Origin of the sequence: Shimia sagamensis, assembly GCF_900182745.1 — a bacterium.
Classification (GTDB): domain Bacteria; phylum Pseudomonadota; class Alphaproteobacteria; order Rhodobacterales; family Rhodobacteraceae; genus Shimia; species Shimia sagamensis.
Genome location: NZ_FXTY01000005.1, coordinates 334,101 through 346,437, shown reverse-complemented (window position 1 = coordinate 346,437; position 12,337 = coordinate 334,101). Strand labels below are relative to the sequence as shown.

The window sequence follows — 12,337 nt, the reverse complement described above, 5'->3', positions numbered from 1 at the left end:
TCTGATTTCGGTAAGGCTTAGCCACCGATGGTTTGCAGATACGCAATCAAGTTGGCGCGGTCCTTGGCTTTTTTCAAACCAGAGAAAGACATCTTGGTGCCGGGCGCAAAACTTTTTGGGTTGGCCAGGAAGTGATCCAGGTTTTCGTTGGACCATGTGTCGGCAACTGCAACCAGGCTGCCGGAGTAGGCGAAGCCGTCAACGGAGCCAACGGCGCGGTCTACCACACCGTAGAGGTGTGGGCCGGTGCCGTTCGCACCATCATCAAGTTTGTGGCAGGCTTTACACTTGCTGAATACTTTCGCGCCTTTGTCGACGTCAGCAGCGGCCAGCAACTCTTCCAGAGAAGGACCTTCTTCCACTGCAGCGCCGGCATCGTCGCCGCCCTCCACTTCGATCACATAGGCCTGTTGGGCGTGATCGTCACCGTGACCCGACGGGCCGGTGTGATACAGAGTTTCAGCGGCCCAGCTGGCCAGCAAGAATACAAGCAGTGCACCGCAGAGGGCGCCTACTACCTTGGTCATTGTCATCGTGTCGAACATGCTACGTTTCCGTCTCGTGGCGTTTGTCGGCTATCTATCCGCTTCCCCTAAGCGAACGCAAGGTATAGTTACCGCGACGAAACGCCCTCGGTACAAAAATTGCGCAGAAACCGGGGAAAGAGGGACAAAATGGATCAACTGACCAATCGTATCGCCTTTCAGGGGGAAGCAGGCGCGTACTCCCATGAAGCCTGCCGCAAGGCGCGTCCAGAAATGGAAGCGATGCCGTGTCGCACTTTTGAGGAAGTGATCGATGCGATGAAAACCGGTCAGGCGGATCTTGCGATGTTGCCGATTGAAAACTCCACCTATGGCCGTGTGGCGGATATTCACCGCCTGCTGCCTGAAAGTGGATTGCACATCATTGATGAGGCGTTTGTGCGAGTGCGGATCAGCCTGATGGGGCTGCCGGGTGTGTCGATTGAAGAGATCAACACGGTGCGGGCGCATTTGGTGCTGTTGCCGCAGTCAGCGAATTTTTTGAAGTCTCATGATATGAAAGGTTACTCGGCGGTTGATAGTGCCGGTGCCGCGCGGGAACTGGCGGAGAACCAGACACGCAACGAAGGGGTTTTGGCCTCGGAATTGGCGGCCGAGATTTATGGGTTGGATGTGCTGGCGCGGGATGTAGAAGACCACGGCCACAACACCACCCGCTTTCTGATCATGTCGCGTGAGCCGGACTATGCCCGCCGGACAGATCACAAGATGATGACCACTTTTGTGTTTGAAGTGCGCAACATTCCTGCCGCACTGTATAAAGCGATGGGTGGCTTTGCCACCAATGGCGTGAACATGACCAAGCTGGAAAGCTATATGGTCAATGGCAGTTTCACGGCGACGCAGTTTTATGCCGACATCGAAGGCCACCCAGAGGATCGCTCTGTGCAACTGGCGATGGATGAATTGCGGTATTTCACCAACAACGTCTCTATTCTGGGGGTCTATCCTGCGGAACGCGATGCCGTTCGGTAGACCTATGTGTCACGCGCGCTGCAAGTGCTCTGTGCGTGGCAAACAGCAGTATCAAAGGAAGTGACATTTGCAGAAGGCGGCTGCTGTCAAACGACAAGGCCCAAACTGTTGCTGCTGTGCTGACGCCTATCAGAATGCGGTTGTCTCGTTTGATCGACCCGCCGCTCGACTGTGGGATGTTGAGAAAGCCGGACTTGGAAACCGTCGCGAGGATGCATCCTGTGACCAAAATCGAAACGAACAGCAGGGGCTGTGCGTGCGCGTTTAGGGTTGCTCCGGCGGCGTTCATATCCAAAGCGTAAACGGCCTCGATCAAAGGTGTGATGCAGAGCATGTATATGTTGATGCCCAAGAAAATGCTGTGCGGCGACAAGCTTCCCCGGGCATAGGTGATACAGGTCATGAGTGCGAAGCCTGTGCCCGTCCAGCCAGCTAGGCGCATGTTTTCAGTCAGCAAATAGACTAAAAGGAATGCCAACGACGGTGCGTACTCGATGGCTGTGTGCCTGATTGGCTTATGACGTATCTGAGGCATACCACATTGCTCACACTAGAATAATTTCAGTGTGACAACGGTGCACCGTGGGCGCAACTGCTTAGTCGAGAATGGAGCTCGGGTTACGCCAACCGTGAGTAGCGGTCTTCCAAATCGTCTCGCAGCGTTGCCATGCGCTTGGCCATCCGTTTGTTCAGCGAGCTACGCGCCAGTTTGAGGGATTGCAGCAACAGGCGTGCGGAGAGGCTGTTGGCGCGCATGCCGGACCAGAATTGGATGCGCGTGCGGGTGCGGGACAGGGCGACCAACTCGATTTTGATGTTGGTTTCCAAGCCTTGCAATGTGGCTTTCATTTCAACTTCGTTGGGCGCGTCAAAGCCAGTGACCTCGAGATCCAATTCACGCGCTTTGCCGCGGAATTGAAAGCCGATCTCCCATTTCGCGCCGACGCCGGGGCGGGCGAGAGAATCAATGCGGGTCACTTCGGCACCGCGGCGCAGGGCGGAGCGCTCGTACACCTCGACATCGGTCAGCATGTCAAAAGCCTGCGCGATGGGGACGTCTACGTCTTCTCTGCCGGTGAGTTCCATGATGCCTCTGTGTTTGACTGCTATTTTGCGGCCATAGTCGCGTCAATCGAGCCTGTCCGCAAGCCAGTTCCGCAGCAGGAAGTGCGCGATTGCGCCTTTGCGGGATGGTTTCATGGTTGGGTGTTGGCCGGAAAACACAGTCAGCATGTCTTCGCGGCTGATCCAGAGTGCGTCTTCGATCTCATGCGGGTCTACGGTGATGTCCTCGTTGAGCGCTTCGCCCGCGCAGCCAAACATCAAGGATGATGGAAAAGGCCAAGGTTGGCTGGACAAGTAGGACACAGCCCCAACGCGAATGCCCGCCTCCTCATAGACTTCACGGCGGACAGCAGCTTCAAGTGTTTCGCCAGGCTCAACAAAACCAGCCAGCAGGGAGTACATGCCGTCTGGCCATCCAGGGGATCGGCCCATGAGGACTTTATTGCCTCTCGTGATCAGCATGATCACAACGGGATCGGTGCGGGGGAAATGTGACGTCTTGCAGGTGGGACAATTGCGTTGCCAGCCGGACATGGCCATGCGGCTTTCTGCACCACAATTGGAGCAGAAGCGGTGTGAGCGATGCCAGCCAAAAATGGAGCGTGCAGTTGCGGCGAGTTCGGCGTCGCGGGCGCTAAGTTGTGCCATGACACCACGTAGCTCTACAAACCGATGATCGTCAGGCAGGGCCGGATGGTGCTGTTGTGTCGGGTCCACAAACTGTTGCATGGCGGCGGTATCCAGCGCCGCGGGCTCCCAAGCCGAGATGTCATGGGCAAACAGCGCGCTGCCGTCTTCGGACTGGCCCAGAAAAATTGGAGGCACAGGGGGCTCATCGGCCTCGGAAAACAAGTCCTGTGACACTGGCAACAGCGCCAGTTGATCGAGATTTGTCCCGCAGATCAAGGGCTTTCCGCGCCAAAGTGCAATGCTGCGGCTGTTTTCATTTAGTGCAAGAACATCGGCCTTGTCGCCGCGCAGCTCGGCGGCGCGGTTGAGGGCAGAACCTCCAAAGGTAACAGTTTCAGCGTGTCTCATGTGGGTCTCCTGTTGGCACAGAGGTGACATGTTGCGCGACAGGCTGCAATCACATCTGATTGAGAAGGGTGCGAGCGATGTCGAGAAGGCTCTAGGCGGATGTTGCGTGAGTTTGTGATTTGCAATCATTCTAAAAGTGCGCACACTGGGACGGCGAACATGAGCCGGGCGGAATTTTTATGTAGGCTGCTTCCCTTAGGCGCCGGGCCAAATCTAAGGAACTGTTGTGTCACACACACGCCTGAAAGGGTCGGAGGGAGCGCGTGTTGCTCTGCGCATCATGGCGACCAGCGATGTGCATGCGACGCTTTTGGATTACGATTACAGCAAAGACAGCGCGACGACGTTGGGGTCCCTGGCACGCGCGGCCACAGTGATCGAGGCGGCGCGTAAAGATGTGTCTGCGACTTTGTTGGTGGACAATGGTGATTTTTTAGAAGGTGCCGCCATTGCAGACCCTTATGAGGGAGGCGCTGGTTCCGGATTAGAGAACCCGGTTGTGCAGGCCATGAATGCAATGCGTTTTGATGCAATTGGACTGGGCAATCACGAGTTTAATATGCCTGCGGAGGATGTGCGGGCTGCGTTGCGGGCACTAAAGGCTCCTGTCTTGTGCGCAAACTTACATTTGAGCAAGGATCTCGATGCGTCAGTATACGCCGACCTGTGGCAACCCAATCTGGTCTTGGATGTGACCGCAGTGGATGAAAACGGCGCGTGCCATGATTTGCGCGTAGGTTTGTTTTCTGTGTTACCGCCACAGGTTGTGGCTTGGGATGCGCTGCGTATTGCTGGACGCCTGGTTGCAGAAGAAATGGTAGCAGCAGCGCGGCGGCAGATTTCTGAGTTGCGCCGGCAGGGCGTGGATGTGGTGGTGGCGCTGGCCCACAGCGGGATCCGAGACGTGACCCATTCTGAGGAAACCGAGAATGTTTCCGTGGCTGTGGCTGGGCTGGATGGTGTCGATGCCATTGTCACAGGGCATGTGCATCGAGTGTTTCCGTCGCCTAGTTTTGGTCATTCTGAGGTCATTGATCCAGATGCGGGCACGTTACATGGTAAGCCAGCTGTGATGCCGGGGGTTCATGCCACACATGTGGGGCAGATTGATCTTGCGCTGCGGTGCACTGATGGGGCTTGGCAAGTTGAAGGTCATCGCGTGCAGGTGCACGACTTGCGCAAAGGCGATGGCACGGCACCGGTTGAAGCGCCAGTGGTGGTGTCAGCCATTGAGGTGGCCCATAATCGCACATTGACGCGCATGCGCCGTACCATCGGTAGGGTTATGGAGCCGGTGACCAGCTATTTCTCAATGGTCAAAAGTGATTGCGCTTCGCGGCTGGTGGCCGAGGCGAAACTGGCGTTTGCGCGGCGGGAACTGGCTGGAACTGGGCTGGAAAGCTTACCGCTGATTGCTTCGGTTGCGCCGTTGAAATGTGGTGGCCGGGCTGGGGCATTTCACTATGTTGATGTCTCGCCCGGTGCTGTGTCTGCGCGCGCCATTGCAGATATGCAGCCCTATTCCAATCATGTGAATGTGGTGCAAACCCGTGGCCGAGAAGTTGTCGAATGGTTGGAAAAGGGCTGTGCGGTTTACAATCAACTGTTCGCAGGCGAGACCGGTCAATTCCTCCATGACAGAGATGCGCCGACCTACAATCGCGAGGCCATTTATGGATTGTCGTATGCAGTCGACCTGTCCGAGCCCGCCCGTTATGCGGTGGACGGTAGCCTGATAAACCCTCAGGCGCGGCGGGTGAGCAATATTTGTTGGCGCGGGGTCCAAATTGCGCCGGAACAGGAATTCCTTCTGGTCACCAATGATTATCGCGGGGGCGGTGGTGGCAACTTCCCGGGCGCCGGTCGCGGGCGGGTTGTGGAGATTGCGCCGGCGCGGGTGCGCGATGTGTTGGCGCAGCACATCGCCGAACGCTCAGGAAAAAGAGACCCCAAATTGGACACCTGGCATTTGCGTCGGATGCCCGGTGTGACAGCGATGTTTGACACGGGTCCAAGGTCGGCTGCGGTATTGGATATTGCCGGGTTGCCGATACGGTTACTTGGCACGGTTGATGGCGGGTTTGTGCGTTACGAGTTGGATATGGCGCGGCTGTAAAAAGGTGTGCGGGATTTGAGAGGGCTGGCTTGCATCTTCGATTGGTTCGTCCTATATCGCCTCTTGAGAGGTTGGCGCGGGCGAGCGCCTCGCCAACCCGGTCAGATCCGGAAGGAAGCAGCCGTAACGAGACCCGCTTGGGTCGTTGTCCAGCCTCTCACCCACCCTCTCTTCAGTCCAAAACGTGATCCTGCGCCGTTTTTTCGGCGCTTCTGGCATTGGCTTGCGTGTGCAGCGAGGAGGGGGAAGGCGTGGAAAGTGTGAATGAAAGCAATAATTTGCCAATGTCACGCGGAATCACGGCCTGTTGATACATTCCGAACTTGAATGTTGTTGCCCACCGCCTTTAGCTTGAAAGGAAGCATACCGCTGACACGCGCGCAGGCGCAGGAGGGGCCAAATGAAAGAAAAGACATTCAAAATTGCCGGGCCAATGTTTGATCGCCGCGGGGCGCTCCGACTGATGGGCGGGAGCGCATTGTCAATTGGCGCTGGCCTTGGAAGCGGTATGGCTTGGGCCAATGAGGATGAAATCATCCACTCACATGGCTATTCGTTTTTTGGTGATCTGCAGTATCCGGCGGATTATCCGCATTTTGATTATGTGAACCCAAATGCGCCTAAGGGCGGCACCATGACGATGAGCACGCGTGGTACATTTGATGGGTTCAATCGGTATTCCTGGAAAGGTGGCAACCCGGAAAGCAGCGCAGGCGTCGTTGCTGAAAGTATGTTTGCCGAAATGCCTTGGGGCGGCGGCGCACCAGCGGACTCCATCACCGACAGTTATTGTTTGATTGCCAAAGAGGTGGAGTATCCCAAAAGCCAGGAATGGTGTGTGTTCCACATGCGCGATGACGTGGTGTTTAGCGACGGCTCCCCGCTTCGGGCGCAGGACGCGGCGTTTACCCACAATCTGTTTTTAGAGCAGGCCATCCGGTCTTATGCGCGGTCTGTAAAAGAACGGATTACTGGCGTTGAGGTGATTGACGATCATACAATCAAATACACCTTTGCAGAGGGTATTTCGCGCCGGTCTTTGATTAGCCAAGTGGGTGGAACACCGATTTTCTCAGAAGCCTGGTACAAAGAGACCGGTGAGCGGTTGGATGAACCGTCGATCTTGGCGCCGATGGCCTCCGGACCCTATCAAGTTGGCGACTACGAGTTTAACCGCTACGTCGAATATGTGCGCAATCCAAATTATTGGGGTTGGGATCACCCGGCCAATGTTGGCCGGTTCAACTTTGACAAAGTTCGAATTGAGTATTTCACCGACGCAACCGCCGAGTTTGAGGCCTTTAAGGCGGGGGAATTCACGTACCGCTCAGAAGGTTCTACCAAACGTTGGGCGACAGGCTATGATTTCCCGGGCATTCAGAACGGCACAGTGAAGAAAGAGGCGCTGCCCAGCGGGTCCGCGCCGACAAACTTTGGCATGCTGTATAACACGCTGCGCGCGCCACTGGATAATCGCGACGTGCGCCATGCGCTGTCGTTGGCGTTTAACTTTGAATGGGTGCGTGAATCGCTCCAGTATGAGTTGACCACCCAGCGGAGTTCGTTTGCTGAAGGCCAAGAGTGGGAAGCCAAAGGGGTGCCGGAAGGTGCTGAGCTTGAGCTTCTGAAATCGCTGGGCGATGCGGTTCCAGCAGAGATGCTGACGGAAACGGCGGTTGTGCCGCACACGTCTAATCCGTCCAATCCAATTGACCGGCGCAACAAGCGCGCGGCGCTGAAACTGTTTGAGAAAGCTGGCTGGACCGTGAATGACGCGGGTCAAATGGTGGACGGTGATGGCAAGCAGATGTCGCTGGATTGTCTTGTGATTGCGACGTGGGATGAAACCCGTCTGGCCTTGATTGAGACCTATGTCAAAACGCTGGCCAATTGGGGCATCAAAGTCAAAGCGGACAAAGTGGATAGCGCGCAGGCTCAGCAGCGGTGGATCGATAAAGACTACGATATGATCTACAACCGCTACCGATCTTTCGCAGCGGCTGGCACGGGTTTGCACCAGATGTTTGGCTCCAAAACCGCAGAAGTGTCTACGTATAACCCGGCCGCGCTGCGCAGTTCCGCGGTGGATGCGATCATTGACGCGGCGCTGGCAACCACAACACGTGAAGACGAAGTGGTGGCTTTGACAGCTCTGGATCGTGCTTTGCGCTATGAGCGCATCATGGCGCACGCGGGATATGTCGGTGAAAGCTGGGTGTCGTACTTTGACATGTACGAACGTCCAGAAGAGCTGCCACCCTATGCGGTCGGTGTGCTCGATTTCTGGTGGTACAACAAAGACAAGCATGAGGCGTTGATCGCCTCTGGCGCATTGAGGAAGTAATCCTGTGGGCGCCTATATCCTCCGACGACTGTTGCTTGTGATCCCGACATTGCTTGGGGTCATGATCATCAACTTTACACTGGTGCAATTTGTGCCCGGTGGGCCTGTGGAGCAGGTTCTTGCCAAGATGCAGGGCGAGGGCGACGTATTCGCGGGCTTTGCCGGTGGTGGCGAAGACGTCATCACGGAGGAGACCTTTGGCTCTGATAGTGAATACTTGGGCGCGAGGGGACTGCCCAAGGAGTTCATTGAGGAGCTGGAAAAGGAATTTGGCTTTGATAAGCCGCCGTTGGAGCGCTTTCTGACGATGATGGGCAACTATATGCGGCTGGATTTTGGGGAGAGCTATTTCCGCAAAATCAGCGTGATCGATCTGGTGCTTGAGAAAATGCCGGTGTCGATCACGCTGGGACTTTGGGCGACGTTAATTGCCTATGCGGTATCCATTCCGTTAGGTATCCGCAAGGCGGTGAAAGACGGTACGCCGTTTGATACCTGGACATCCGGTGCGATCATCATTGGCTATGCCATTCCGGGTTTCTTGTTTGCGATCATGTTGTTGGTGCTGTTTGCCGGTGGGTCCTATTGGAAGATTTTCCCTCTGCGCGGACTGACGTCTGATAACTTCGAAGATCTGACGATGATTGGCAAAGTGCTGGATTATTTCTGGCATATCACCTTGCCGGTTCTGGCCTCAACCATTGCGGCCTTTGCGACGCTGACACTGCTCACCAAGAACAGCTTTCTGGATGAGATCAAGAAGCACTATGTGATGACGGCGCGCGCCAAAGGCCTGACTGAAAAGCGCGTGCTGTATGGCCATGTGTTCCGCAACGCGATGTTGATTGTGATCGCCGGCTTTCCGGCGGTGTTTATTGGCGTGTTTTTTGGCGGCTCGGTGTTGATCGAGACGATCTTCTCGCTCGATGGGCTGGGAAGATTGGGTTTTGAGGCCGCTGTGGCGCGGGATTATCCGGTGATTTTTGGCACGTTATTTGTCTTTGGCCTTATTGGACTTGTGGTCGGGATCCTGTCGGACATGATGTATGTGTTTGTCGATCCGCGGATTGATTTTGAGAAGAGGGAAGGCTGATGGCATTGTCCCCTCTGAACCAACGACGCTGGAGCAATTTTAAGCGCAACCGCCGCGCCCTTTGGTCGCTGAACATTTTCTCGGTGGTGTTTGTGCTGTCGCTGTTTGCGGAGTTTATCGCAAATGACCGACCAATCCTGATCAACTATCGTGGGGAATTTTACACGCCGATCTTTAACTTTTATCCCGAGACCACCTTTGGCGGGGATTTCAAAACCGAGGCCGTTTATAACGATCCGGTTGTTGAATGTCTGATCACAACCGGTGGTGTTGAAGATTGTTTTGATGTGCCGGAAGACATGTTGGAACAGGTTGCGGCTGGCACGTTTGAACATGCCGATTTTGACAAAGGATGGACGCTTTGGCCGCCGATTCCATACAGCTACGACACGCCCGTGGATCGACCCGGTGCGGCGCCATTGCCGCCGGACAGTCAGAACTGGCTGGGCACGGATGACCGCAAACGGGATGTGGTCGCGCGGGTGATTTACGGCTTCCGACTTTCGATCATTTTCACCCTGTTGGTAACCACAGCAGCGAGCGTCATCGGTATCGTCGCGGGCGCCGTTCAAGGCTATTTTGGCGGTTGGGTGGATCTGATCTTTCAGCGGGTGATCGAGATTTGGGGCGCGACACCAAGCCTCTACATCATCATCATCATGTTCGCGATTTTGGGGCGCAGTTTTTGGCTTCTTGTGTTTCTCACGGTGTTGTTCAGTTGGACAGCGCTGGTGGGTGTTGTCAGGGCCGAGTTCCTGCGGGCACGCAACCTTGAGTATGTACGTGCGGCTAAGGCGCTGGGGGTAAGCAATCGCGTGATCATGTTCCGTCATATGCTGCCCAACGCGATGGTCGCGACGGTGACCATGTTGCCATTCATCGTGACCGGCACAATCAGCACGCTTGCCGGGCTCGATTTCCTCGGCTTTGGCCTGCCGTCATCGTCGCCCAGCTTGGGTGAGTTGACGCTTCAGGCGAAGCAAAACCTGCAAGCACCCTGGTTGGCGTTCACCGCGTTTTTCACCTTTGCCATCATGCTCTCGCTACTGGTCTTCATCTTTGAAGGCGTGCGCGATGCATTTGACCCAAGGAAGACTTTTTCATGAGCGTTTTGGAGGTCAAAGGCCTGCGGGTGAGATTCCGGCAGGACGGGCAATTGATTGATGCTGTGAAAGGCGTGTCCTTCACGGTGGATCGTGGGGAGACCGTGGCGCTGGTCGGGGAGTCCGGGTCCGGCAAGTCTGTGACCGCGTTGTCGACAGTTTCTTTGTTGCCAGAGAGCGCGGAAGTTGCCGGTTCGGTGACCTATGACGGTCAGGAGATGGTTGGCGCGTCCGGTGAATTGCTGCGTAAAGTGCGCGGCAATGACATCAGCTTTATCTTTCAGGAGCCGATGACCTCATTAAACCCTCTTCATACCATCGACAAACAACTGGCAGAGAGTTTGGCGCTGCACCAAGGGGTGACGGGCGACAAAGCTCGAGCGCGGGTTTTGGAATTGCTCGAGAAAGTGGGCTTGCGTAATGCTGAGAAAAGGCTGAGCTCTTATCCGCACCAGTTGTCCGGCGGGGAACGCCAGCGGGTGATGATTGCCATGGCGCTGGCCAATAAGCCAGACATCCTGATTGCAGATGAGCCTACCACGGCGCTGGATGTGACCATTCAAGCGCAGATATTGGAACTGCTCGCAGAGCTGAAAGCCAGTGAAGGTATGGGGCTCCTGTTCATCACCCATGACCTAGGCGTGGTGCGGCGGATTGCCGACAAAGTCTGCGTCATGAAAGACGGTGAGATTGTCGAAGCGGGGCCTGTGAGCGAGATATTTGACAACCCACAGCATCCTTACACGCAGCTTTTGTTGAGTGCGCGAGCGACGGGTATTCCAGACCCTGTTGAGAGTGGCGCCGAGGAAATGGTATCCGCTGAGAACTTGCGTGTATGGTTCCCGATCCAGCAAGGCTTTCTCAAACGCACGGTTGGCCATGTGAAGGCGGTGAACGATTCCAATCTGTCCGTGCGGGCCGGAGAAACGCTGGGGATCGTGGGCGAAAGTGGGTCTGGCAAAACCACGCTGGCACTGGCGATCATGCGGTTGATTGGCAGCGAAGGGAAAATCACCTTCGATGGGCATGATGTGCGTAAGTGGAGTACCAAACAGCTGCGGGCGCTGCGCAAAGACATGCAAATTGTGTTTCAGGACCCGTTTGGCAGCCTGAGCCCACGGATGACCTGTGAGCAGATCATCTCCGAAGGGCTTGGTGTGCACGGCAACCCGGACGGGCGCGATACGCGCACGTTGGTTGGTGAGGTCATGGTGGAGGTCGGATTAGACCCGGCGTTTATGGACCGGTATCCTCACGAATTTTCCGGCGGGCAGCGTCAGCGGATCGCGATTGCGCGGGCGATGATCTTGCGACCCAAGTTGGTGGTGCTGGATGAGCCAACATCGGCACTGGATATGACGGTGCAGGTACAGATCGTGGAGCTTCTGCGCAATTTGCAAAAGAAATACGGGCTGGCCTATCTGTTTATCAGCCATGACCTGCATGTGGTACGGGCGATGAGCCACAAAATCATGGTGATGAAAGCCGGGGATGTGGTGGAACATGGCGCGTCTGAAGCGCTGTTTGACAATCCGCAGACAGACTACACGCGTGAATTGTTGGCGGCGGCACCAGGGTGACCAGTCTTCGTTTTGATGTTGCCAAGGAAACCGATGCAAAGCGGTTGGCTACGCTTCGGGTGAAAGCCATGCAACCGAGTCTGGAGGCCGTAGGTCGCTTCAATCAGGAACGCGCGCGGCGGCGGTTTTTGGACACGTTTGTGCCGGCTGACACCACGCTTGTTTTCTCAGGTAAGCAGCTTCTGGGTTTTTTTGAGCTGCGGGACCGGGGGGACCATCTCTACCTTGATCACTTCTATATTGCGCCAGAGCAGCAAGGGCGCGGGCTTGGTAGTATGATTCTACAATGGGTTCTGCGCGATGCGGCGGAAAGAGATCTGCCCGTGCGTTTGATGGCGCTCAAAGACAGTCCTGCAAACAAGTTTTATCGCCTGCATGGCTTTGAAGTGGTGGCGCAGGAAGAGTTCGACACACTGTATCAATGGGTGCCAGCAAAATAGGCCAGCCCAATGGACTGGTCCATTTCCTTTATGTTTCG

General features: G+C 55.8%; 10 protein-coding genes and 1 other RNA gene. 8 read left to right on the top strand and 3 right to left on the bottom strand.

The window, feature by feature from the left end:
• Positions 1–17: 17 nt before the first annotated feature.
• Positions 18–545 (bottom strand): c-type cytochrome, encoded by a 528-nt coding sequence (locus QOL67_RS14825; RefSeq protein ID WP_283426747.1) that lies wholly within the window; start codon positions 543–545, stop codon positions 18–20.
• Positions 546–683: 138 nt separating this feature from the next.
• On the opposite strand from QOL67_RS14825, the gene QOL67_RS14820 reads away from it, so the two are divergent.
• A complete protein-coding gene (locus QOL67_RS14820; RefSeq protein ID WP_283426858.1) occupies positions 684–1,520 on the top strand; it encodes a prephenate dehydratase in 837 nt (278 codons plus the stop codon).
• 618 nt (positions 1,521–2,138) lie between these two features.
• On the opposite strand, the gene QOL67_RS14815 is transcribed toward QOL67_RS14820, so the two are convergent.
• Complete coding sequence (locus tag QOL67_RS14815) at positions 2,139–2,606, bottom strand: SRPBCC family protein (protein ID WP_283426746.1); 468 nt, start codon at positions 2,604–2,606, stop codon at positions 2,139–2,141.
• Between the two features lie 42 nt (positions 2,607–2,648).
• Positions 2,649–3,623 carry an NAD(+) diphosphatase gene (gene nudC / locus QOL67_RS14810; protein WP_283426745.1) on the bottom strand — a complete coding sequence of 325 codons (975 nt, stop codon included), beginning with the start codon at positions 3,621–3,623 and terminating at the stop codon, positions 2,649–2,651.
• Positions 3,624–3,849: 226 nt separating this feature from the next.
• Between nudC and QOL67_RS14805 the strand changes: the two genes are divergently transcribed.
• The 7 genes from QOL67_RS14805 (at position 3,850) to QOL67_RS14775 (ending at position 12,299) form a co-directional block, all read left to right on the top strand.
• A complete protein-coding gene (locus QOL67_RS14805; protein WP_283426744.1) occupies positions 3,850–5,739 on the top strand; it encodes a bifunctional 2',3'-cyclic-nucleotide 2'-phosphodiesterase/3'-nucleotidase in 1,890 nt (629 codons plus the stop codon).
• A 65-nt stretch (positions 5,740–5,804) separates the two neighbouring features.
• An RNA gene (gene ffs, locus QOL67_RS14800) (signal recognition particle sRNA small type) lies at positions 5,805–5,901 on the top strand.
• Between the two features lie 238 nt (positions 5,902–6,139).
• Complete coding sequence (locus QOL67_RS14795) at positions 6,140–8,083, top strand: extracellular solute-binding protein (RefSeq protein ID WP_283426743.1); 1,944 nt, start codon at positions 6,140–6,142, stop codon at positions 8,081–8,083.
• A 4-nt stretch (positions 8,084–8,087) separates the two neighbouring features.
• The gene (locus QOL67_RS14790; RefSeq protein ID WP_283426742.1) at positions 8,088–9,176 is read left to right on the top strand and encodes a microcin C ABC transporter permease YejB; all 1,089 of its coding nucleotides are present in this window, start codon (positions 8,088–8,090) and stop codon (positions 9,174–9,176) included.
• Positions 9,176–10,282 carry an ABC transporter permease gene (locus QOL67_RS14785; protein ID WP_283426741.1) on the top strand — a complete coding sequence of 369 codons (1,107 nt, stop codon included), beginning with the start codon at positions 9,176–9,178 and terminating at the stop codon, positions 10,280–10,282. The genes QOL67_RS14790 and QOL67_RS14785 overlap by 1 nt, the downstream gene beginning before the upstream one ends.
• Positions 10,279–11,859, top strand: coding sequence for an ABC transporter ATP-binding protein (locus QOL67_RS14780; RefSeq protein WP_283426740.1), 1,581 nt, complete (start codon positions 10,279–10,281; stop codon positions 11,857–11,859). The genes QOL67_RS14785 and QOL67_RS14780 overlap by 4 nt, the downstream gene beginning before the upstream one ends.
• On the top strand, positions 11,856–12,299 hold the full coding sequence (locus QOL67_RS14775) for a GNAT family N-acetyltransferase (protein WP_283426739.1): 444 nt from the start codon (positions 11,856–11,858) through the stop codon (positions 12,297–12,299). The genes QOL67_RS14780 and QOL67_RS14775 overlap by 4 nt, the downstream gene beginning before the upstream one ends.
• The last annotated feature ends 38 nt before the right edge of the window (positions 12,300–12,337 follow it).

Coding starts and splice junctions, on each gene's coding strand:
- QOL67_RS14780 (WP_283426740.1), top strand. CDS start 10,279: ATGAGCGTTTTGGAGGTCAAAGGCCTGCGGGTGAGATTCCGGCAGGAC.
- QOL67_RS14815 (WP_283426746.1), bottom strand. CDS start 2,606: ATGGAACTCACCGGCAGAGAAGACGTAGACGTCCCCATCGCGCAGGCT.
- QOL67_RS14785 (WP_283426741.1), top strand. CDS start 9,176: ATGGCATTGTCCCCTCTGAACCAACGACGCTGGAGCAATTTTAAGCGC.
- nudC (WP_283426745.1), bottom strand. CDS start 3,623: ATGAGACACGCTGAAACTGTTACCTTTGGAGGTTCTGCCCTCAACCGC.
- QOL67_RS14825 (WP_283426747.1), bottom strand. CDS start 545: ATGTTCGACACGATGACAATGACCAAGGTAGTAGGCGCCCTCTGCGGT.
- QOL67_RS14795 (WP_283426743.1), top strand. CDS start 6,140: ATGAAAGAAAAGACATTCAAAATTGCCGGGCCAATGTTTGATCGCCGC.